This is a genomic window from Streptomyces sp. NBC_01410, assembly GCF_045040195.1.
GTDB lineage: Bacteria > Actinomycetota > Actinomycetes > Streptomycetales > Streptomycetaceae > Streptomyces.
This window is the reverse complement of record NZ_CP109530.1, coordinates 1,554,383-1,577,096: the sequence shown is the minus strand read 5'-3', so window position 1 is coordinate 1,577,096 and position 22,714 is coordinate 1,554,383. Positions and strand designations below refer to the sequence as shown.

14 protein-coding genes are annotated in these 22,714 nt (G+C 72.3%); 12 read left to right on the top strand and 2 right to left on the bottom strand.

Going from position 1 to position 22,714, the window contains the following annotated elements; all coding sequences use genetic code 11:
* Positions 1-62 precede the first annotated feature (62 nt).
* The 8 genes from OG741_RS07235 (at position 63) to OG741_RS07200 (ending at position 16,263) form a co-directional block, all read left to right on the top strand.
* Positions 63-1,481 (top strand): HEAT repeat domain-containing protein, encoded by a 1,419-nt coding sequence (locus OG741_RS07235; protein ID WP_405595987.1) that lies wholly within the window; start codon positions 63-65, stop codon positions 1,479-1,481.
* Positions 1,482-1,586: 105 nt separating this feature from the next.
* Positions 1,587-2,711, top strand: coding sequence for a glycosyltransferase family 1 protein (locus OG741_RS07230; RefSeq protein WP_266489515.1), 1,125 nt, complete (start codon positions 1,587-1,589; stop codon positions 2,709-2,711).
* On the top strand, positions 2,708-3,868 hold the full coding sequence (locus tag OG741_RS07225; protein ID WP_405595986.1) for a glycosyltransferase: 1,161 nt from the start codon (positions 2,708-2,710) through the stop codon (positions 3,866-3,868). The genes OG741_RS07230 and OG741_RS07225 overlap by 4 nt, the downstream gene beginning before the upstream one ends.
* Before the next feature lie 287 nt (positions 3,869-4,155).
* A complete protein-coding gene (locus tag OG741_RS07220; RefSeq protein WP_405605442.1) occupies positions 4,156-5,007 on the top strand; it encodes an SGNH/GDSL hydrolase family protein in 852 nt (283 codons plus the stop codon).
* The gene (locus OG741_RS07215; protein ID WP_405595985.1) at positions 5,004-8,606 is read left to right on the top strand and encodes a hydantoinase B/oxoprolinase family protein; all 3,603 of its coding nucleotides are present in this window, start codon (positions 5,004-5,006) and stop codon (positions 8,604-8,606) included. Before OG741_RS07220 ends, OG741_RS07215 begins: the two co-directional genes overlap by 4 nt.
* Positions 8,607-8,829: 223 nt before the next feature.
* The gene (locus tag OG741_RS07210; RefSeq protein ID WP_405595984.1) at positions 8,830-10,365 is read left to right on the top strand and encodes a hypothetical protein; all 1,536 of its coding nucleotides are present in this window, start codon (positions 8,830-8,832) and stop codon (positions 10,363-10,365) included.
* A 177-nt stretch (positions 10,366-10,542) separates the two neighbouring features.
* Entirely contained in the window at positions 10,543-11,463 is a 921-nt protein-coding gene (locus OG741_RS07205; protein WP_405595983.1) for a hypothetical protein, read from the top strand.
* A gap of 33 nt (positions 11,464-11,496) precedes the next feature.
* A complete protein-coding gene (locus tag OG741_RS07200; protein ID WP_405595982.1) occupies positions 11,497-16,263 on the top strand; it encodes a hypothetical protein in 4,767 nt (1,588 codons plus the stop codon).
* Here OG741_RS07200 and OG741_RS07195 read toward each other — a convergent pair.
* Both OG741_RS07195 and OG741_RS07190 read right to left on the bottom strand, forming a co-directional pair.
* The gene (locus OG741_RS07195) at positions 16,260-17,216 is read right to left on the bottom strand and encodes an IS481 family transposase (protein ID WP_405595981.1); all 957 of its coding nucleotides are present in this window, start codon (positions 17,214-17,216) and stop codon (positions 16,260-16,262) included. The two genes, OG741_RS07200 and OG741_RS07195, sit on opposite strands and share 4 nt — an antisense overlap.
* A gap of 270 nt (positions 17,217-17,486) precedes the next feature.
* The gene (locus OG741_RS07190; protein WP_405595980.1) at positions 17,487-17,927 is read right to left on the bottom strand and encodes a hypothetical protein; all 441 of its coding nucleotides are present in this window, start codon (positions 17,925-17,927) and stop codon (positions 17,487-17,489) included.
* A gap of 420 nt (positions 17,928-18,347) precedes the next feature.
* Here OG741_RS07190 and OG741_RS07185 point away from each other — a divergent pair, with 420 nt between their 5' ends.
* The 4 genes from OG741_RS07185 to OG741_RS07170 are packed head-to-tail and all read left to right on the top strand — an operon-like array spanning position 18,348 to position 22,654.
* Positions 18,348-21,203, top strand: a complete 2,856-nt coding sequence (locus OG741_RS07185; protein ID WP_405595978.1) for a nitrate- and nitrite sensing domain-containing protein — start codon at positions 18,348-18,350, stop codon at positions 21,201-21,203.
* The gene (locus OG741_RS07180) at positions 21,200-21,655 is read left to right on the top strand and encodes a roadblock/LC7 domain-containing protein (RefSeq protein WP_266489537.1); all 456 of its coding nucleotides are present in this window, start codon (positions 21,200-21,202) and stop codon (positions 21,653-21,655) included. The genes OG741_RS07185 and OG741_RS07180 overlap by 4 nt, the downstream gene beginning before the upstream one ends.
* Before the next feature lie 8 nt (positions 21,656-21,663).
* Complete coding sequence (locus OG741_RS07175; RefSeq protein ID WP_266489539.1) at positions 21,664-22,068, top strand: DUF742 domain-containing protein; 405 nt, start codon at positions 21,664-21,666, stop codon at positions 22,066-22,068.
* Positions 22,049-22,654, top strand: coding sequence for an ATP/GTP-binding protein (locus OG741_RS07170; RefSeq protein WP_266489542.1), 606 nt, complete (start codon positions 22,049-22,051; stop codon positions 22,652-22,654). The genes OG741_RS07175 and OG741_RS07170 overlap by 20 nt, the downstream gene beginning before the upstream one ends.
* Positions 22,655-22,714 lie beyond the last annotated feature (60 nt).

Here is a 22,714-nt window from a genome sequence, read left to right as displayed (position 1 = left end):
CGACACTCCCTAGGCATCTCCACTCCCCGGTTGCGTCGACAGCTTGATGTGAGGCTTTTCCCATGTTCGATCCAGTCATAGCGCCGAGCGGCACGCTGCTCGGCCTGCTGCAGAGGGGCCGCGGTGACGGCACGCTGCACGCGCTGGCAGCGCCGCGGGCCGAAGCGCTCGCCGCACTCAACCACTGCGTACTGAACGACCCCCGCCACGACTGGCAGGTCGAGAACCGCTCCCTGTACTACGCGCGCCTCTACCTGGATCTCCACGGCAGTCTCGAGGAGATCGAGCGCCACCTGTGCGACACCGACGACCACCTCGACACCGACGAGGCCAGGACGGGCCTCGCGCTCGCGGTGCTCGGGCATCTCGCCTCGTACGGAAGGGGCGACGCCCTTTCACTGCTGCGGCGCTACGCCGCGAACGGCGCCAACTGGGCCTGGGCGCTCGACGAGCTCGCCCTGCGCGACAACGACTCCGGCCTGCGGGCGCTGGCCACCTCCGTACTCGCCCGTTTCCCGGCCACCCCGGAGGGCGACGCCGAACTGGCCGTCGCCGTACGCGACGCCTTCGAACCGCGGCCGTGGCGGCTGTGGGCCGAGGACCGGCGTGAGGCGATCGCCGCCCGCGTGCGCGCCGCCCAGGAGGCGGGCTCCTTCGACCGCTGGCAGCGCCAGATGCGGCCCAGCGGGCCCCGTCCCGGCTGGAGCGTCCAGGCGGTCTTCGACTGGGCCGAGCAGGGCCTGGAGCGCGGCAGTCCCCTCCACGTGCCCGCAGCCCGCTGTCTGTCCGCCGTCGCAGGACCCGAGGACCGGCCCGCCATCGTCGAAGCCGCACGCGCGGGATCCGACGGCGCGCGCTGCGCCGCACTGCACTATCTCGCCGAGTCACGCGACACCGTCGTGCTCGACCTCATCGAGGCCGCCGTGTCCGGCGGCTCCCACACCGTCGCCGAGGCAGCGGTCTCCGCGTTCGAGCGCATGTGCGGCGACGAAGCCGTCGACCGGGCGCGCGGCTGGGTGCACCGGCCCGACGCGCTGGGAGCATCGGCGGCGGGCGTGCTCGCCTGCAGGGGCACGGCGGGCGACGCCCCGCTGGTGCTCGGCGCGCTGCGCGAGACCGTACGGGCCGACGGGCCCGACGCCATCCTGCTGTGGACCCTCGTCGACGGAGCCGGACGGCTCGGCATCGCCTGCGCCGCACCCGTACTGCGCCATGTCTACCGCGAGACCGCGTCCTCGCAGCTGCGCGGCCGCGCGGCCCGCGCGCTCGCCGCGACCGACCCCTCCTTCCCCACCGGATTCGCCGTCGAATGCCTGTGGGACTGCGAGGAGACCACCCGGGAAGTAGCGGCCCTGCACGCCGAGACCGGTGATGTGCGCGTGGCCGAGCGTTTGCGCCGCCTGGCCGCGGATCCCGCCGAAGAAGCAGAGGTGCAAACCGCCGTACGCAGCAGAATTGGCCCGGACATGCCCGCGATGTGACATTCCGGGCGTGAAACGGCGTCGGCCACAAACGCTCATGGGACGTTTCCCGAGCGGAAAGATCCACGTTGGGTCAGCCACCCCGGGTGCGACGACAACACGGGTATGCGAGTCGTCATCGTCACCGAATCCTTTCCGCCAGACGTCAATGGTGTGGCGCACTGCGCCCTGCAGACCGCCCGGCACCTCGCCGCGCGCGGTCATGACCCGCTCGTCATAGCCCCGGCAGTCGCCGGGGCCGACGACTCCGACCGAACCGCACCCTGCCCCGTGGTGCGCGTCCCCTCCCTGCCTCTGCCCGGATATCCCCAAGTACGGGTGGCCCTCCCCAGCCGCCGCGTCGCGGCGACCATCGCCGCCCACCGGGCCGACCTCGTCCACCTGGCCAGCCCGTTCGTCCTCGGCGTTCGGGGCATGGCGGCCGCGGCACGGCTCGGCCTGCCGGCCGTCGCCGTCTACCAGACCGACCTCGCCGGATACGCGCGCACCTATGTGGGCGCCGGCGAGGGCGCCGCGTGGCGGCGCATCCGTACGGTCCACAGTGCCGCAGACCGCACGCTCGCCCCCTCCAGCGCCGCCCTGCGCGATCTGGAGGAGCACGGTGTCGAACGGGTGCGGCTGTGGCCGCGCGGCGTGGACACCGCACGTTTTCGGCCGGAACTGCGGGACGGGGAACTCCGTCGCGAGCTCGCGCCGAACGGCGAGCTGATCGTCGGCTACGTCGGTCGCCTCGCCCCCGAGAAGCACGTGGAGCTGCTCGCCGGGGCCTGCGCCATGCCCGGCGTACGCGTCGTGGTGGTTGGCGACGGGCCGAGCGAGACCACCCTGCGCGGAGCGCTGCCCGGGGCCGTCTTCCTCGGCCGCAGGACGGGCGACGACCTCGCCCGGATCTTCGCCTCGCTGGACGTCTTCGCCCACACCGGTCCGTACGAGACCTTCTGCCAGACCGTGCAGGAGGCCATGGCCAGCGGTGTTCCGGTCATCGCCCCCGCCGCGGGCGGGCCGCTCGACCTCGTCGACCACGGGCGTACGGGCATGCTGGTCGAGCCGAGGGACGTGGACGCGGTGTCCACGGCCGTCGCCACGCTGGCGGCCGACCCTGGGCTCAGGGCCGCCTACGGGCTGGCGGGACGGGCCGCCGTCGAGGGCAGGACCTGGGCCGTGATCGGGGATCTGCTCCTCGACCACTACGCCGAGGTGCTCGGAGCACGCACGGCGGTGGCGGCATGAGCGCGCTGCGGATCGTACGGCTCGCGAACTTCGTCACCCCCGCCTCCGGCGGGCTGCGTACCGCGCTGCGCGAGCTCGGCAAGGGCTACGCCGCCGCGGGCCACGAGCCCGTGCTGATCGTGCCCGGTGACGTGGAGAGCGACCGGATGACGCCACAAGGGCGCGTCATCACCCTGCCGGGGCCCGAGCTGCCCGGCACCGGCGGATACCGCGTGCTGGCCGCCCGGCGGCGGCTGCGGGACGTCCTGGAGCTCCTGGAGCCCGACCGGATCGAGGTCTCCGACCGCACCACCCTGCGCTGGACGGGCGAGTGGGCGCGGCGCCACCGCATCCCCTCGGTGATGGTCTCCCACGAGACGGCCGACGGCGTGCTGCGCACCTGGGGTCTCTCCGAGTCCGTCGCCGCCCGGACCGCGGACCGGCTCAACCGCCGCACCGCCTGGGCGTATTCGCGGATCGTGTGCACCACGGAATGGGCCGAGCGGGAGTTCATCCGCATCGGGGCGCGCAATGTCGTACGAGCGCCCCTCGGCGTCGACCTGCGCCGCTGCCGGCCGGGGCGGCGCAGCACGGTGCTGCGCGCCAAGCACGCCGCGGGCGCCGAGGTGCTGCTGCTGCTCTGCTCCCGGCTGTCGGTGGAGAAGCGCCCGGGCATGGCCCTGGACGCGCTCGCAGAGCTGCGCGAGCGGGGCGTACGGGCCTCCCTGGTCGTCGCGGGCGACGGTCCGCTGCGGGCCGCGCTGATCCGCAGGGCCCGCGCCGAGCGGCTGCCTGCCCAGTTCCTCGGCTATGTGGGCGACCGCGAGGCGGTGGCCGAACTGCAGGCGGCGGCGGACATCTGCCTGGCGCCGGGGCCCGCCGAGACCTTCGGGCTCTCGGCACTCGAAGCGCTCGCCTGCGGCACCCCGGTCGTCGCGAGCGCCTCGTCCGCGCTGCCGGAGGTGATCGGGGACGCGGGAGCGGCCGCCCTCGACACGCCGACGGACTTTGCGGACGCGGTGCAGAAGCTGCTGGCCCGTCCCGAGGGCGAACGCCGCGAGGCGGCCAGGGCCCGGGCCGAACTCTTCGACTGGCAGCGGTCGGTGGACGCGTTCCTCGCGGCGCACGACGCTCCCCGGCTGCGCGAGCGGGCACACGGAGAGGGCGTGGCGGCATGACGTCCGCACCCGCGACCGCGCTCGCGGACGAGTCGGAGTCGCAGGGCGGGGCCTCCGGTGCCCACGACGTCCCGGCAGTCGTTCTGGCCACCGGCAGCACGCTGCACGCACCGCGCTCTCCGCAGCCCGGCACCGTGCGCCTGGGCGGCCACGGCGGCGTACTGGAGCGGTGCCTCGCCGAGCCCGTCGAGGAGCACGGCATCGCCGAGGTCACCGAATGCGGAGGCATCGACCACACCACAGGTGTCGGCACGGCCGGGCCCGCTCCCGTACCCGCGACGAGGCCTCTGCGCTTCGTCGCCCTCGGGGACTCCCTCACCGAAGGCGTGGGGGACCGGGTCGCGGACGGGTGGCGCGGGTGGGCCACCCTGCTCGCCGACGGGCTCGGCTGCCTCCAGGAGCCGGCGGAGTTCCGCAAGCTCGCCGTCAGTGGCGCCCTCACCCGGGACGTCGCCGAACGGCAGACCCCTGAGGCACTGGCGTTCGCACCGGACATCGCGTCCGTGCTCGTCGGCGTCAACGACACCCTGCGCCGCACCTTCGACATCGAGGACATGGCCAGGCAGCTCGACTCCGTGTGCGCACGGCTCACCGCGCGCGGCACCGTGCTGCTGACCGCCTGCCTGCCCGACCCCGGCAGCATGCTCGGGCTGCCTTTGCCGCTCGCCCGACCCCTCGCGAGACGTCAGCGGGCGGTCAACACCGTCGTCCACGCCCTGTCCGACCGCTACGGCGCCGTACATCTGCATGCCGCGGAGGCGTCCTGGGTCGCCGACCGGACCATGTGGAGCGCCGACCGGCTGCATCCGGGCGAGCGCGGGCACCGGATGATCGCGCGGCGTTTCCACGAGCTGCTGACCGAGCGCGGGCTCGCCCACGGGACCGTGCCCGGCAGCGACCCCGAGCAGGCCCCGCCGAGCCGTGCCGCGGTCGCCCTGTGGCTCGCCACGGCCGGGACCGCCTGGGTGGCGCGCCGCTGCACCGATCTGCTGCCGCAGCTGATGCGGCTGGCGGGTGCGGAGGCACGCCACTGGGCGCGCGGCACCAGCGCTCGGCTCGACCGAAGCGCCGAACACGCGCTTTTGGCCGCGCTCGCCGCCGTGTCCCTGGACGTTCCCCTTGCCAGAATGGGGGAATGACAGGGCGCTGGGAGTTCTGGATCGACCGTGGCGGCACCTTCACCGACATCGTGGGCAAACGCCCGGACGGACGGCTGGTGTCCCGGAAACTGCTCTCGCACAACCCGGAGCGGTACCGGGACGCGGCCGTGGCCGGGATCCGGCTGCTGCTCGGCGTCGGCCCGGACGAGCCCGTTCCGGCCGACCGGGTCGACAGCGTGAAGATGGGCACCACGGTCGCTACCAATGCCCTGCTGGAGCGCCGTGGCGAGCCGACCGTCCTCGTCATCACCGAGGGTTTCCGGGACGCCCTGCGCATCGCCTACCAGAACCGGCCCCGGCTCTTCGACCGCCGGATCGTGCTGCCCGAGGCGGTGTACGAGCGCGTCATCGAGGTTCCCGAACGCCTCGACGCGCACGGCGAGACTGTCCGGCCGCTCGATCTGGCAGCCGTCACCGAGCAGTTGAAGCAGGCCCGCGCCGACGGCTTCCTCAGCGCCGCCGTCGTACTGCTGCACGGCTACCGTCACCCCGCCCACGAGAGCCGGATCGCCGAAGCGGCCCGTGACCTCGGTTTCACCCAGGTCAGCTCCTCCTACGAGGTCAGCCCGCTGATCAAACTCGTACCGCGCGGCGACACCACCGTCGTGGATGCCTACCTGTCACCGATCCTGAGGCGGTACGTCGACGAGGTCGCAGCCGAACTCAACGGCATCCGCCTGATGTTCATGCAGTCCAACGGCGGCCTGCGCGAAGCGGCCAGCTTCCGTGGCAAGGACGCCGTGCTGTCAGGGCCGGCCGGCGGCGTCGTCGGCATGGCCCGCACCTCCGAGCAGGCCGGATTCGGCCGGGTCATCGGCTTCGACATGGGCGGCACATCCACCGATGTGTCGCACTACGCGGGCGAGTTCGAGCGCGAGCTCGGCACCCAGGTCGCCGGTGTACGGATGCGCGCACCCATGATGAACATCCACACAGTCGCCGCGGGCGGCGGCTCCGTCCTGCACTTCGACGGCCGCCGCTACCGCGTGGGCCCCGACTCCGCGGGCGCCGTGCCCGGACCGGCCTGCTACCGCCGCGGCGGTCCGCTCACCGTCACCGACGCCAATGTGATGCTCGGCCGGATCCAGCCCGAACACTTCCCCTCAGTCTTCGGGCCCGGGGGCGATGAGCCCCTCGACGCCGAAACCGTGCGCGAGCGTTTCGCCGCGCTCGCCGCGGAGGTGCACAAGGCCAGCGGCACCCAGCGCACCCCCGAAGAAGTCGCCGCCGGATTCCTGGAGATCGCCGTCCTCAACATGGCGAACGCGGTCAAGAAGATCTCCGTACAGCGCGGCCACGACATCACCCGCTACGCGCTGACCTCCTTCGGCGGTGCCGGCGGCCAGCACGCCTGCGCGGTCGCCGATGCCCTGGGCGTCAACACCGTGCTCGTGCCGCCGTTGGCCGGGGTGCTCTCCGCGTACGGCATCGGTCTCGCCGACGCGACCGCCATGCGCGAACAGTCCGTGGAGGCGGAGCTGGACGAGAGGGTGGTAAGGCGCGTACGCACACTCTGCGACGAGCTCGCCGCCCGCACCCGCGCCGAACTGCGCGACGACAACATCCCGGACGACGCGATCAGCACACAGGCGCGCGTGCTGCTCCGTTACGCGGGCACGGACGCGAGCCTGCCCGTGCCGCTGGACACTGTCACAGCCATGAAGGAGGCATTCGAGACGACCCACCAGGCGCGTTACGCGTTCACCATGGACAAGCCACTGGTCATCGAGGCGGTCTCGGTCGAAGCCGTGGGCACGGCGGGTGAACACGGCGCGTACGTCGTCGAGGAGACCGAGAGTGACGGCGAGTTCGCCCCGCGCGCCGCCGTGCCGATGTTCGTGGACGGCAAGCGGCGCGAGACGCCTCTGTACCGGCGCGGGGATCTGCGCCCGGGCGATGCCGTCGAAGGGCCCGCGATCATCGCCGAAGCCGATGCCACCACTGTCGTCGACCCCGGCTGGCGCGCCGCCGCCGACGAGAACAGGCACCTGCTGTTGACGCGCGTACGCCCACGCCCCGGCAAGACCGCTGTCGGCACCGATGTGGACCCGGTCCTCCTGGAGGTCTTCAACAACCTCTTCATGGCCATCGCCGAGCAGATGGGCGTACGGCTGGAGAACACCGCCCACTCCGTCAACATCAAGGAACGGCTCGACTTCTCGTGCGCCCTGTTCGACGACCAGGGCAACCTGGTCGCCAACGCTCCCCACATTCCCGTACATCTCGGCTCGATGGGCGAGTCCATCAAAGAGGTGCTGCGCCGCAACAAGGGCGGCAGCGGCATGCGACCGGGCGATGTGTACGCGATCAACGACCCCTACCACGGCGGCACGCATCTGCCGGATGTGACCGTCGTGACGCCCGTGTTCGACGGCGATGAGCTGCGCTTTCTGGTGGCCTCGCGCGGGCACCACGCCGAGATCGGTGGCATCACCCCCGGCTCCATGCCCGCCTTCAGCAGCACCATCGACGAGGAGGGCGTGCTCTTCGACAACTGGCTGCTCGTGCGGGACGGGCAGCTGCGCGAGGCCGAGACGCGGGAACTGCTGACCACTGCCGCGTATCCGTCCCGCGCGCCCGACACCAATCTCGCCGACCTGCGCGCCCAGATCGCCGCCAACGAGAAGGGCATCGCCGAACTGCGACGCATGGTCGACGAGTTCGGGCTCGACGTGGTCCACGCCTATATGCAGCATGTGCGGGACAACGCCGAGGAGTCGGTGCGCCGGATCGTGGCCGATCTCAGCGACGGCGAGTACCGCTACGAGACCGACAACGGCGCCGTCATCCAGGTGGCCCTGCGCGTGGACCGCGAGGCGCGTAGCGCCGTCCTCGACTTCACCGGCACCTCGCCGCAGCAACCGGGGAACTTCAACGCCCCCACGTCCGTCGTGATGGCGGCGGTGCTGTACGTGTTCCGCACGCTGGTTACCGACGACATCCCCCTCAACAGCGGCAGCCTGGAGCCGCTGGAGGTGCACGTGCCGGACGGCTCGATGCTCGCGCCCGTCTACCCCGCGGCAACCGTCGCCGGCAATGTGGAGACCTCGCAGGCCGTCACCGGCGCGCTGTACGCGGCGCTCGGCGTCCAGGCCGAGGGCTCGGGCACCATGAACAACCTGACCTTCGGCAACGACCGCGTGCAGTACTACGAGACGGTGGCCAGCGGCTCGGGCGCGGGAGAGGGCTTCGACGGGGCGGATGCCGTCCAGACCCATATGACCAACTCGCGCCTGACCGACCCCGAAGTGCTGGAGTGGCGCTACCCGGTGCGCGTGGACGCCTTCGCCGTACGGGAGGGCAGCGGCGGGCGCGGACGCTGGATGGGCGGACGCGGTGTGGTCCGCAGGATCCGCTTCCTGGAGCCGATGACGGTGGCCCTGCTCACGGGGCACCGCCGCGTCCCGCCGTACGGCATGGCGGGCGGCGGACCGGGCGAGCTCGGCAAGAACCTCGTGGAGCGGGCCGACGGCAGCGTGACGCAGCTCCAGGGCGTCGATTCCGTGGATGTCGGCCCCGGGGACGTACTCGTGATGAACACCCCCGGCGGCGGGGGATACGGCACCCCCGAACCGTAGTCAGCGAACCGGGACGAAGCGGATGGGTATCCCCGGTGCGGCCTGTGCCGCCGCCGCGAGATCCCGCTCGTCGACGACCGCGATCACCGGATAGGCGTCGCCGACGAGGACCGCGACGATGACGAGGGCGAGGACATGGACGGGCAGGCGGACGGAGCGTAGCCGGACGGTCGCTTCTGCGCCGTTTCGACCATTGTCAGTGCGAGGACCTAATCTGTTCAGCGTGACTTCGCCTGTCTCGACTGCCTCGACGGAATTCGTTCCGCCCCAGCTCAGCGCGGGGCCGCGGCCCGCGCAGGGCCCGGCCGCCGACGAAGGGCTGGCGCGGCGGCTTCGCGCGCTCGCGTGCACCGCGCCGCTGCACGACCTCGACACCCGCAAGGCGAATCTCGCGGGGGAGTACACGGTGTACGCGATGGCGGAGGTCGCCCTCGCGGCCATCGACCTCGTCACGCTCAACATGGACTTCGACACCGGCGCCGACCACGACCAGATAGTGGCGAGACTCCTGCCGCGCGTCGCGGCCCAGGCCCCGCGGCGCCCGGCCGCCGAACACGAGCGGGTCGCCCGCTGGGTGCTGGAGAACCTGATCAACGTGGGCAGCGTGGACCGTGGCTTCCGCGCGGTCTACGGCACATTCGGGCCCGACGGCGTCTACACCCGCCGTGACTACGACTTCAAGCTCATCGAGGAAGTGCCGGGATACGGCGGCAGCGTCTATCTCCGTACGACCGACGAAGCGGTCAACGTCCTGGTCGGCGCCCTCGACACGGATGTCACCAGCGCGCAGATCGCCGCCGAGGTGAAGCTGGAGGTCCTGATCAGCCGGGGCAGGCTCGCCGACGCCCAGCTCGCGGCCGAGCAGGCCAGATACCGGACCGTGCAGTACGCCGAGACGCTGCGCAGGACCCTGGAGGCCACCCGGCGCAATGTGCGCGCCGTCGACTGGCTCAGCGCCGTGCCCGACATGATCGCCGAGGCGCTCGACCATGTCGCCGACCGCTACCGCCACGAGAACGCGATCCTGACGAACATCCGCAAGGCGCGCGACGAGGCCGAGGACCCCGAGCACAAGCGCCGCGCCGCCGAGCTCGTCGACATAGTCAAGGACTGCATCCGCCGCCACACCCAGCTGCAGTCCCGGCTCCTGGAGGCGGGCCCCCTGTTCCGCGCCGAACAGGACCGCCAAGCCTTCGCCCGCCCCACCGCGCGGACCGGACTCGATCTGTACGGACAACTTCTCGCCCCGCTGCTGCCGCTCCCCGTCGAGGCGGCGATCCGTGTCACGGACGCGTTCTTCGCCCGTGGGACAGGGCTGCGCACACCGTCGTCCGTACGGGTCGGCGATCTGGTCGACATGCTGCTCACGCCGCCGGTGGAGCGCGAACACCTGGGCGCGGAGATGCCCGAGCCCGACCTGATCGCCACGCCCGACGACAGCCGCTTCAGCGAGGAGCAGTTGGCGAGCGCGATGGAACTGCTCGACCTGGAACACGACGCGCCGCGCCGCCTCTCCGGCCTGCTCGCCGAGGCGCGCCGCCGCGACCCCGAACTGCCGTACCTGGTCGCCCTGCTGGCCATCCACGCCGCAAGCCCCCCGGTCGGCACGGCCTACCGCCAGGGCGAGGAACGGCTCCTGTTCGCCGTCGACGACGGCACCGAACTGGACGACCCCGAATTCGGCGGCGCGGACCTGATCGTGGGCACGGCTCTGCTGGACGCGGCGGGCATGACGGCGGCCCGCACGGAGGCGGCGTGAACACCACGTCAGGGGCTGCAGTTCAGCCCGTCCGGCGTTTGAGGACATGCGGCCGAAGGTCGCATACGGGGAGGTTGGGGGTCCCCCGGACGGAGTCTGGGGGAGGGCGGGTAGGGGAGCAGCGCCGCAGGCAACCCGAACCGCACACCAGCATTCCGCAGCAAGGAGCACCCTCCAGTGAGTGACGACCACGCACCGACCACCGCGTGGGGCGACCGCGATCCGACCGGCTCGGCCGAGACCGCCGCATCGCCCGCACCGGCCACCGCCACCGCCGCCGTCACCCCCGCAGACGCCGCCGACGCCGCCCGCCTCGTCTCCTTCGGGCTGCAGCCCAAACTGCTGCCCGCCCGCGACGCCGAGTACGCCGAACTCCTGCGCCGCTACCGCGAAGACCCCGCCTTCGCGCGGCTCGCCGACGCCGTCGCCACCGGCCTCGGCCTCGTCGTCCTCGAAGTCTCCCCGCGCGCGGGGATGGCCGTCGCCGCCGGTGAGGACTCCGTCTTCGCCGTCCGCATGGGCGACTACGCCCGCCGCGCCTCCGCCGACTCAGCGGACCGTTTCCTGCACGGCCTGGCCCATCTCGCCGTCGCCGCCATGGCGTTCCCCCGCCCCGAGGACCTCGCCGACGACGCCTACATCGGCCGCCTCACGGTCAACGGCGTCGACGCCTTCGTACGCCAGGCCTGCCGCCGCCTGGAGGACCGTGCCGACGCACAGGGCGAGAACACCGACCCGGCCACCGACGCACCCGGTCTGGAGGCCGCCTGGCGGATCTACGCGCGGCGCAGCGCGACCGGCGCCACCAAGGACGCCCGCCGCCTCGCCGGATCCACCACCGGCATCGTCGGCAAGGCAGTCGCGTTCCTCACCGACTCCGGCTTTCTCCAGCGGACCGGTGACGACGCCGGAGGCGCGTACCGCACCACCGCCCGCTACCAGTTGCAGGTGCGCGACATGGCGGGCAGCGCGGCCATGGCCGAACTGCTCGAACTCGGCGTCGTACCGGTCGGCGACGGCAGCGCCACACTCCTGCCGCCGCCCGACGCGGACGACCTGGAGCTGGCCGCCGACGCGGGCCTGCCCTTCCACGCCTGATCCTCCACCTGCCACTGACGAGAGTCCGCCGCCATGTACGAGTTGTCCCGGGTACGCCTCTACTCCATCGGGCCCGCCGGTGCGCGCTATGCCGACACCGTGCTGGACCTGCGCGGAGTGGGCGAGCCCGTGCCCCATCCCGCCCCCGCGCAGGCGGAGTTCTTCGAGGAGGAGCCGGTCGGCCCGCCGCGCCGCCCCGCCCCCGCGGGCGTGCTCTTCCTGGAGAACGGCGGCGGCAAGTCCGTACTCCTCAAGCTGATCTTCTCGGTGATGCTGCCCGGCCACCGCAACACCCTCGGCGGCGCCAGTTCCGGCGTGCTGCGCAAGTTCCTCCTCGCCGACGACTGCGGACATGTCGCCCTGGAGTGGCAGCACACGCTCACCGGCGAGCTCGTCGTGGTCGGCAAGGTCAGCGAGTGGCGCGGCCGTCAGGTCTCCAACGACCCGCGGAAGTTCGCGGAAGCCTGGTATTCCTTCCGCCCGGGCCCCGGGCTCAGCCTCGACTCGCTGCCCGTCGCCGAATCCACCGCCGTCCGCCGGCCGGTCGAGGGCGCGTCGGGCGCGCAGGGCCGCCGCCGCACGATGAAGGGCTTCAGGGACGCCATCACCGAGGCGGGCAAGGCGTATCCGCACCTCGACGTCTACTGGGAGGAGATCCACGACCGCTGGAACGAGCATCTCGGCCATGTGGGACTTGACCCCGAACTGTTCCGCTACCAGCGGGAGATGAACGCCGACGAGGGCGAGGCCGCCGGTCTCTTCGCCGTCAAGAAGGACTCCGACTTCACCGATCTGCTGCTGCGCGCCGTCACCGACACACGCGACACGGACGGACTCGCCGACCTCGTCAGCAGTTTCGGCAACAAGCTCGGCCGCCGCGCCGAACTGACCGCGGAACGTGACTTCACCGCCGGTTCGGCCGATCTGCTCGGCCGGATCGTCGAGGCGGCCGAGGCGAGGACCAGGGCGCGGGACATCCACGCGGGCGCCGAGCGCCGTACGCGTACGCTCGCCCGCCGGCTCTCCGCGCGCGCGGCAGGGGAACGGGGGCGTACGGCGGAGCTCGCCCAGCAGGTCACCTCCGCCGCCCACACCGTCACCGAGGCCGAGCAGGCGCGCAGCCGCAGTTCGCTGATCGCCGCCGAACTGGCCTACCGGCACGCCTCGCTGGCGCTGACCGTCGCCGAGAAGAGCGCCGCCGCCCAGCGCCGTGAACTGACCGACGCGCGCACCCTGCACGCCGCCTGGCAGGCGGCGGAGGCCGTACTGCGCCACCGCGCCGCCTCCGACCGTTCCGCACGCGTCGCCGTGGCCATCCGCGAGGCGGAACGGGACGCGGCCCCGGCACTCGCCGCCCGCGCGAGGGCCGCCGCCGACCTCGTGCGCGCGCTGCACTCCGCCGCGGAGGACGGTGAGCGACTGGCCAACGAGCAGGAGGAGCGTTCCGCCGCGCTCCAGGAGGCGGGCGAATCCGCCCACCGCGATGCGACGGCCGCAGCCACCGAGGCGCAGCGCGCCCGCAGCGAGATCGGCCATCTGCGGCAGCGGCTGAGCGAGGTCGAGCAGGAGACCGCCGAGGCGGTACGGGCGGGCTGGCTCGACGACACCGCACCCGACGCCGACCCGGCGCGCGCCGCGCTCGCGGCCAGCGACGCGGAGAAGACGGCGGTCGCGGCATGGGACGCGGCACGGGAGGCCGGTCGTACGACGGCGGACCGTGCGAGGGAGGCAGCCGCGGCCGAGTCCCGTGCCGAACTCGCGGCGGCCCGCGCCTCGGACGCGGCGCTGGCGGCGGACAGCGCCTACGAGGCGGAGCGCCGCGCCGCGGAGTCGATCGCCCAGGACGAACGCCTGGCGGAGCTGCTGAGCCTGCCGCCGACGGTGCACGCGGCGGTGCCTTCACCGCGGCGTGGCACCGGCGTGGACGCGGCGTCGGGGCCCGTCCCGGCGGACCGTACCGCCGAGGACCCGTCGCAGGCGGCACGCGGAGGCCACGGCCACGACGGCCGCCCCGCCACACCCCTGCGTGCCACCGAAGGGCCCCTCACCGCCGAGGAGTTGGACGGCTACGCCGACGAGCTGCGCGAGCTGCTCGACCAGTACGTCGCATCGGCCGAGCGGCAGCTCTTCGATCTGCGTACCGCCGCGGCCGACGACGCCCGCATCCTGGGCGCACTCGGTGACGGCGGGCTGCTGCCGCCGGGGCCCGACGTCCTCGCGACCGTCGAGTACCTCGGCGAGCACGGCGTCCCCGCCCTTCCCGGCTGGCGCTATCTCGCGCAGGCCGTCGACCCGGCCGACCACGCAGCGGTCCTCTCCGCGCGGCCCGAGCTGGTCGACGGCGTGGTGATCACCGACCCCGCCTCGCACGCCCGCGCACGCGAAGTCCTCACCGGGGCCGCGCTGTTGCCCCGCTCCGCCGTCGCGGTCGGAACGGCAGCCGCGCTGCTCGCACCCGTGCCCGGTCCCGGTACCGGTGTCAGCGGCGACGGGGACGTGTTCCTCGTACCGCCGAACCCGGCCATGCACGACGAGCACGCGGCCGACGAGGAGCGCCAGGCGCTGCGGGCCCGGGCGACCGCGCGGGACGAGGAGATCCGCGCGCTCGCGGCCCGGCTCGCCGGGGACCGTTCGATCGCCGCCCGGCTCGGCTCGTGGCGTGCGGACTGCCCGCCCGGCATGCTCGCCGAGCTCGCACAGGGTGCGCAGAGCGCCCGCGAGGCCGCCGAGGAGGCGAGGGAGGCGCTGGCCGAGGCCCGTACCGCACGCGCCGAGGCGGACGAGGCCGCCGCCGACGCCGCCGGCGTGCGCGACGAGCGCCAGGAGGCCGCCCAACGCGCCCGCCGAGCCGCCGACGCACTCGCGGGCCTGGCCTTCCGGCTGCGTGAGCGCGCGGGCTGGCAGGTGAAACTGCGCGAACTCGCCGACGACGCGGCCGAGTCCGAGGCCCGGGCCACGACCTGCCTGGAGCGGGCCAAGGCCGCCGACGAGGACCGCCGCGCCGCCCAGCGCGCGGGAGACGACGCACGCCGCACCGCCCGCGCGCTGCGCGCCGAGCGGGCCGAGATCGCCGGGGCTCCCGAGAATCTGCCGGAGGCCGACGAGGACACCCCGCGCGCCGCGCTGCCCGCCCTGCGCGAGGCCTACCGCGCGGCCTCTCAGCTGTACGAGAAGGTGGGCGTCGGCGCCGACCTGCGCGCCGAGCAGGCCCGCGCGGAGAGCGACGAGAGCGCCGCCCTGGCCGAGCTCGACCGGCTCACCAACAAGGTCCGCACCCGCGCCGCCCAGCTTCTTGAGGGCACGGACGGCGCCGACGGTCCCTCCCGCCAGGCGGCGGCCGCCCGCGCCGAGTCGCTCGTACAGATGCTGGAGTCGCGCGCCTCGGAAGCCAGCGAGAAGCTGGGCCGGCTCCGCGGCGAGGCCGAGCGGCTGGCCCCCGCCGACGGCGAGTCGCACACCGGACTCCCGGACGATCTGGTCCCTGCCGACGCCGAGCAGGCCCAGGCCCAGCTGCGTACCGCGACGGGCGAACTGGCAGCGCGCACCGACGCGCTGGAGACTGCCCGGGCCGCGCACGCCGCCCTGCTCCAGGCCCACCGGTCAGCCGAGGACGCGGCAGGCGGCTTCGACGAGACCGCCGCGCTCCTGCGGGACCTGCTGCGGGAGCAGAACGACGAGGAGCCGCCGGACGCGCCCGAGCCGTACCCGGGCAGCCTGGAGGAGGCCCGCCACGCCGCCGCGGAAGCCCGGCGCTCACTGCGCGGCTGCGCCACCGATCTGTCCGCCGCCGAGGCGGCTGTGCGGGAAGCGAGCGACATTCTCGTACGGCACGCCAACTCCACCCGGTACGAGCAGGTACGCACTCCCGCACGCCAGCAGATCCGGGAACTGCCCGCCGCCGCGCTGCCCGAGCACGCCGCCAAGTGGGCGGAGGCGTTCGCGCCCCGGCTGCGCGTACTGACCGACGAACTGGAGCAGCTGGAGCGCAACCGCGACACCATCGTCGACCGGCTGCGCGGTCTGGTGGACTCCGCGCTGACGACCCTCCGCTCGGCACAGCGGCTCTCCCGGCTTCCCGAGGGCCTCGGCGAGTGGTCAGGACAGGAGTTCCTGCGGATCCGCTTCGAGGAGCCGGACCAGGCGACACTCGCCGAGCGGCTCGGCGAAGTCATCGACGAGGCGACCCGTGCGGCGGTGAAGAAGAACTCGGCGGCGGCCTACGGAGAGGGCCGGCGGGACGGAATGTCCCTGCTGCTGCGCGGTGTTCAGGCGGCACTTCAGCCCAAGGGCGTCGCCGTCGAGATCCTCAAGCCGGACGCGGTGCTGCGCGCCGAGCGGGTCCCGGTGGGGCAGATGGGCGACGTCTTCTCGGGCGGTCAGCTCCTCACCGCGGCCATCGCTCTCTACTGCACGATGGCCGCGCTGCGCAGCAACGACCGCGGCAGGGACAAGCACCGGCATGCCGGCACGCTCTTCCTGGACAATCCCATCGGCCGCGCCAATGCGACGTATCTGCTGGAACTCCAGCGGGCGGTCTCCGATGCGCTGGGCGTCCAATTGCTCTATACGACAGGGCTCTTCGACACGACGGCTCTCGCCGAATTCCCGCTGGTCATCCGGCTGCGCAATGACGCGGATCTGCGCGCGGGCCTCAAGTACATCAGCGTCGAGGAACATCTGCGCCCGGGTCTGCCGCAACAGGACCCCTCGGGCGAGACGGTCCACGGCGAGATCACGGCGACGCGCATGTTCAAGCGCACCCCGGCGCCACCGGAGCCCGCGGCCGCGGACACGCTCTAGGTGTATTGACCCGCAGGGTTGTTGACGCGGGTGATGGGTGGGTGGCCTCCGAGTGCGGTGTGGCAGCGATGGTAGTTGTAGCCGTGGAGGAAGCTGTCGAGGGCTGCGGTGCGGTCGTCGTTGCTGGTGTAGGGCCGTATGTATGCCCACTCTTCGAGCAGGGTGCGGTTGAAGCGTTCGACCTTGCCGTTGGTCTGGGGTCGGTAGATGCGGGTCAGCTTGCCGGTGGCGCCGATCTCGGCGAGGGCTTGCTTCCAGGCCAGGCCCTTGCGGTAGGCCCAGGCGTTGTCGGTCAGCACGCGCTCGATGCGGGTGATGCCGTGGGCGTGGAAGAACGCGGCTGCACGGGTGAGGAAGCCCGCGCAGGTGGCGACTTTCTCGTCGCGGTGGATTTCGCTGTAGGCGAGGCGGGAGTGGTCGTCGACGGCGGAATGGATGTAGTCGAAGCCCATCTGGCCCCGCGTGGCCCGGCCGGCCTGGCGGCCCAGCGTCTTGTGGCCGCCGCCGTCGGGGATGCGGCCGAGTTTCTTGACGTCGATGTGGACCAGCTCGCCGGGCCGGGCACGTTCGTAGCGGCGGATGACCTGTCCGGTGGGCCGGTCCATGAACGCGAGCCGGTTCAGGCCGTGCCGGACCAGGATGCGGTGCACGGTCGAGGCGGGCAGGCCCAGGATCGGGCCGAGGCGGGCGGGGCCGAGTTTGCGCTCCTGGCGCAGCCGGCAGACTCGGGCCTCGGTGTCGGCCTGGGTCCGGTGGGGCGTCGTGCGGGGCCGACTGGTCCGGTCGTGCAGTCCCAACTCGCCCTCGGCCCGCCAGCGGGCCATCCACTTGTAGGCCGTGGGGCGTGAGATGCCCATTTCGGCCGCCACGTGAGCAACCGGACGGCCGGCGAGCACACGTTCGACGAGGAGCCGCCTGCCGAAGACGGTCAGCCGGGCATTACGGTGGGACACGAAGACCTCCGTGTGGTGCGGTCCTAGACAGCTCCACCACACCGGAGGTCTTCGCCATGATCAAGACCCGCGAGTGTCAACAACGCTCGTGATCAATACATCTAGGGCCTGTCCGGCCGATCTTGCCGGGCTCGCGTGCCCTGGCACGGCACCTCGCTGCGTTGTCGTCAGTCGCCTACGCTCCGCGTGGGCTCCATCCTCCGCCTTGCGATGCACCACGCCAGACCCCGCTCCCTGATCCGGCCTGATCAACCGGACAGGACCTGGCCGTCAGGCCCGTCCGGCTATCGAGGACCGGGGTCTGGCGCTGCGCCCCTGTTGCCGCTCCGCCGCCCGTGCCATCCGGCGCGCGCGGCGGCGCTCACGGCGCAGTTGACGCGCCGTGCTGCTCGGCACCGACACGACCCCGTGGCGCTGGTTCCAGACCTGGCGGGTGACCCACACGTCCAGCACCGCCCAGGTCGCCACCACCGTGCTGCCGACGCCGCTGAGCACCATCGGAAAGGCCAGCCACGACCCTGCCAGCGTGCAGAGAAACGCGATCATTCCCTGAATCAGCGTCAGCGAGGCGATGATGACCGCGCGCACCGCTGCCGTACGGACCGGATCGGCCATGCGCCGCCGCACCGCCGGCTCCTCCACCCAGAGCTGTCGCGGGACATTGGCACAACTCGTCGCCCGAACCCCGCCGCGACGCTCGTCCGTGTCCATGGACCCTGTCACTCCCCACCTCTGTCCGACTTCAGGGTGGCTGCCCGGATTCCGCTGCTTTACTCCGGCCGCCGCATCGAATGCGGACCGGAGCCGAACCGAATGCGATGTGCCCGCGGTACCGGCGAACCCCCGTGCCCCCGTACAGAATGACGATTGACCAGGCCCGATGATTCCCGTGGAGCGAAGAATTCCAGCCATCTCCCACCGTCCGAAAGATGACGTGCCGCCAGGTGTGGTCCGACACCGTGGGGAATGCCATCTCCCCGAATACCGGGACAACTCATGATCAACACGCCTGCCGTAGGCCGAAAATCGTCCGGACGTGCCTTCGAGTTGTCTGTGTGACAGTAGTAGGCTCGCGCCGTTTGTTGACGGAACACCACCCGCACCGGGCGGGGGGTCGAGCAGGGGGAGGCCATGCGCTTTCGCGGGAAGTCCATCCGCCGGAAGATCGTGGCGTTGTTGCTGGTGCCGCTTGTCTCCCTGACCGCCCTCTGGGGCTTCGCCACCGTACTGACCGGTCGGGAGGCCGGCGAACTCCTGGATGTCACCTCCGTCGTCAAGCAAGTCGGACACCCGGTGGCGGACGCCCTCGGCGACGTCCAGAAAGAGCGCCGCCAGACGCTCATCTACCTTGCGGACCAACGTGCTTCCGACGCCCTGCCCGCCCTGCGCCGCCAGCGCGAAGCCACCGACAAGGCCATCGCCAAGATCACGGCGAACATGAACAAGGCCGGCGTCCGCGACGACATGCGGTCCGACACCCGTGAGGAACTGCGCTCGCTCGTCGAGGGCCTCGACGGACTCAGCGCCCTGCGCCGCTCGGTCGAGACCGGCACCATCTCCCGCAAGCAGGCGCTCGACTTTTACAACCGCATCATCGATCCCGGCTTCAGCTTCCTCACGACGCTCCACGCCCTCAGCGACGTCGAGCTCGAACGCCAGGGCCGCGCTCTCGTCGGCGTGGTCCGCGCCACGGAAATGCTCTCCCGCGAGGACGCCCTGATCGCCTCAGCGCTGACCACGGGCCAGATCACCGCCGAAGAGATCCGCGCGCTCTCCGACTTCATCGCGAACCGCAAGCTGTACTACGAGACCAATCTCGAGGTCCTGCCCGCCGACGAGCGCGAGATCTACGAGCAGTACTGGCGCAGCCCCGAGACGGCACCCCTGCGCGACATCGAAGAGCGCCTGATCTCGGTGGGCGCCACCAAGAAGACGGGCGCCTCCGAAGCCGGGCGCTGGCAGTCCGCGGCCACACCCGTCCTCACCGACCTCGCCCGCGAGGCCAGGGAAGCGGGCGTCCGCTACGAGGACCGCGTCGAACCCGCCGCGTACAGCGTCTTCGTCAAGGCGGGCGTCGCCGGTGTCCTCGGCTTCCTCGCGCTCCTCGTCTCCGTCATCGTCTCCGTACGCATCGGCCGTGACCTCGTCCGCGACATCTCCCGCCTCCGTAAGGAGGCCCACGAGGTCTCCGGCGTACGGCTGCCCAGCGTGATGCGCCGGCTCGCCTCCGGTGAACATGTGGACGTCGAGACCGAAGCACCGCGACTCGAGTACGACAAGGACGAGATCGGGCAGGCGGGCCAGGCGCTCAACACCCTTCAGCGGGCCGCCGTCGAGGCCGCCGTCCGGCAGGCCGACATGCGACGCGGGGTCTCCGAGGTCTTCGTCAACCTGGCCCGCCGCAACCAGGTACTGCTGCACCGCCAGCTCACGCTCCTCGACACCATGGAGCGCCGTACCGAGGACACCGAAGAACTCGCGGACCTGTTCCGCCTTGACCACCTCACCACCCGTATGCGCAGGCACGCCGAGGGCCTGGTGATCCTCTCCGGCGCGGCCCCCTCCCGCCAGTGGCGCAAGCCGATCCAGCTGATGGACGTCGTACGGGCCGCGGTCGCCGAGGTCGAGGACTACGAGCGCATCGAGGTGCGCAGGCTTCCGCGCATCGGCGTCGGCGGCCCCGCGGTCGCCGACCTCACCCACCTGATCGCCGAACTCCTGGAGAACGCCACGGTGTTCTCGCCCCCGCACACCGGGGTCCAGGTGCACGGCGAGCGGGTCGCCAACGGCTTCACCCTCGAAATCCACGACCGCGGTCTCGGCATGGCGCCCGAGGTGCTGCTCGACGCCAACCTGCGGCTCGCGGAGACCCCCGAGTTCGAACTCTCGGACACCGACCGGCTCGGCCTGTTCGTCGTCAGCCGGCTCGCCCAGCGCCAGAACGTCCGGGTCTCGCTGCAGCCTTCGCCGTACGGAGGGACCACCGCGGTCGTCTTCATCCCCGCTGCCCTGCTCACCGAGGCCCCCGAGACCCAGGGCACCGGTTTCCGCCTCGACCGCAAGAGCGAGAGCCCGGCGGGGCGGCGCGGCAGCGACGGCTCGTTCTCGGCGCTCGCCAAGGTCCCCACCGGCCTGGGCGGCTCCCCGCTGCTCGACGGTCCCGTCGAACTGGAGGCGCCGGTCGGCTCGTTGGGCTTCGACGACCGCCCGGTCCGTGGCGGTATGGACTCCGTCGCCGACATCGAGGACACCGAGAGCGAGCGCGGCGGGATCTTCCGCGCCCGGGCGGCCCGCGACCGCCGGGGCGCGAGTGCCGACGAGCAGCACCAGCAGGCACTGGACCAGACGCCCGAGCGCAACTCCGGCCCGGTGCCGCTGCCCCGCCGCAAGCCGCCGACCCTGGTCACCGACCACGGCCGCAGGGTGGACGAGCGGGGCCGCACCCACCCGGCGCCCGCCCGCGAGCCCGGGAGCGCCGCCGCCGAGCCGCCGCTCGCGCCCGCTCCCGAGCCGTGGCAGGTCCCCGAGCCGCGCCAGGGGCCGGGATCCCGCCAGGTTCCCGAGCTGCGCCAGGGTCCAGGGTCCGGCCAGGCTCCCGAGCCGCGCCCGGGACCGTGGCCCGCACCCGCCCCGGCCGCACCGGCGCCCGCACCCCGACGTGGTAACGCCCCTTCGCCTTCACCGCGATCCACCCCGCAGCCCGCTGCCGAAACGGCCCCGCGGCCCGACGGCCTGCCCCGTCGCGTCCGCCAGGCCAGCCTCGCCCACCAGCTCAGGGAGTCGGCCGCCGACCGGCAGCCGCCGGCCCCGGTCGCGGGAGGAGACGTCGAGCGGGACGCGGAGCAAGTACGCAGCCGTATGGCTTCCATGCAACGAGGGTGGCAGCGAGGCCGCCGCCACAACGCCGAAGAGGCCGGACACTCCGACCAGGCCACCGGCCCCGGCGAAACCGCACCACGAACGACATCTGAGGGGGACGGTCGATGACCGCACCACATGCCGCAGCAATCAACTCCATGGGCGCCAGGACAGCCACACAGGGGGCCGGCGAGCTCAACTGGCTGCTCGACGAGCTGGTCGACCGCGTCGCCAGCATCCGCAAGGCCCTGGTGCTCTCCAGCGACGGCCTGGCAACCGGCACCTCGCGGGATCTCACCCGCGAGGACAGTGAGCATCTCGCCGCCGTCGCCTCCGGTTTCCACAGTCTGGCCAAGGGAGTCGGCCGCCACTTCGAGGCGGGCCGGGTCCGTCAGACCGTCGTCGAGCTGGACGAGGCGTTCCTCTTCGTCACGGCCGCGGGCGACGGCAGCTGTCTGGCCGTGCTCACCGACGCGGACTCCGACGTCGGCCTGGTGGCGTACGAAATGACGCTCATGGTCAAGCGGGTCGGCGTGCACCTGTCCACCGCACCACGGACCGGTCAGACCGCCGGAGGGTGAGGGCCGGCATGAGTGAATCGGCTCAGTACGCAACCGACCCGCATCACTTCTTCGACGCCGACGCAGGCCCGGTGGTCCGTCCGTACGCCATGACCCGCGGACGGACGAGCAGCAAGACCCGCCATCGGCTCGATCTGATCGCCCTTGTCGTGCCGGAGGTCGCGGCCGAGGACCCCGGCCGCGACCAGCTGCTCTCGCCGGAGCATGTCGAGATCGTCGAACGCTGCGGCGACACGCCTCAGTCGATCGCCGAACTCGCGGCCACCCTCGACCTCCCCGTAGGGGTGGTCCGCGTCCTGGTCGGCGATCTCGTCGAGGACGCCCTGGTGCACGTAACCCGTCCCGTTCCGCCGGCCGAGCTGCCGGATGTGAGCATTCTCCGCGAGGTGATCAATGGTCTTCGGGCGCTCTAACCGCCGAACGCCGCCCATCGAGCCGGTCACGCTGAAACTCCTGGTCGCGGGTGGATTCGGCGTCGGCAAGACGACACTGGTGGGCGCGGTCAGCGAGATCAGACCGCTGCGCACCGAGGAGACGCTGAGCGAGGTGGGCCGTCCCGTCGACGACACCGAGGGCGTCGAGAGCAAGACGACCACGACCGTCGCGATGGACTTCGGGCGCATCACGCTCCGCGAGGACCTGGTGCTCTACATCTTCGGCACGCCGGGTCAGGACCGCTTCTGGTTCCTCTGGGACGAGTTGGCACAGGGCGCGCTCGGCGCGGTCGTCCTCGCCGACACGCGACGCCTGGAGGACTCCTTCGCGGCCATCGACTACTTCGAGCGCCGCGGCATTCCGTTCACCGTCGCGGTCAACTGCTTCGAAGGGGCGGGGCGTTTTCCCGGCGAGGCGGTACGGTCGGCGCTCGACCTCGACCCCGAGGTGCCGCTGCTGATGTGCGACGCGCGCGAGCGCGAGTCCGTCAAGGAGGTACTGGTGGCGGTTGTCGAGCACGCACTGACCCGCGCCGACCGGCAGCGCGAGCACGCCACGACCTGACGCGAACAGCAGGCAGGACACGGCCCGTACCCCCACCGACAGGGGTACGGGCCGTGGGTC

Bases quoted from the DNA above. Each gene is read 5' to 3' on its own strand.
- OG741_RS07235 (WP_405595987.1), top strand. From the start codon at position 63: ATGTTCGATCCAGTCATAGCGCCGAGCGGCACGCTGCTCGGCCTGCTG.
- OG741_RS07230 (WP_266489515.1), top strand. From the start codon at position 1,587: ATGCGAGTCGTCATCGTCACCGAATCCTTTCCGCCAGACGTCAATGGT.
- OG741_RS07225 (WP_405595986.1), top strand. From the start codon at position 2,708: ATGAGCGCGCTGCGGATCGTACGGCTCGCGAACTTCGTCACCCCCGCC.
- OG741_RS07215 (WP_405595985.1), top strand. From the start codon at position 5,004: ATGACAGGGCGCTGGGAGTTCTGGATCGACCGTGGCGGCACCTTCACC.
- OG741_RS07200 (WP_405595982.1), top strand. From the start codon at position 11,497: ATGTACGAGTTGTCCCGGGTACGCCTCTACTCCATCGGGCCCGCCGGT.
- OG741_RS07190 (WP_405595980.1), bottom strand. From the start codon at position 17,927: ATGGACACGGACGAGCGTCGCGGCGGGGTTCGGGCGACGAGTTGTGCC.
- OG741_RS07185 (WP_405595978.1), top strand. From the start codon at position 18,348: ATGCGCTTTCGCGGGAAGTCCATCCGCCGGAAGATCGTGGCGTTGTTG.
- OG741_RS07180 (WP_266489537.1), top strand. From the start codon at position 21,200: ATGACCGCACCACATGCCGCAGCAATCAACTCCATGGGCGCCAGGACA.
- OG741_RS07175 (WP_266489539.1), top strand. From the start codon at position 21,664: ATGAGTGAATCGGCTCAGTACGCAACCGACCCGCATCACTTCTTCGAC.
- OG741_RS07170 (WP_266489542.1), top strand. From the start codon at position 22,049: ATGGTCTTCGGGCGCTCTAACCGCCGAACGCCGCCCATCGAGCCGGTC.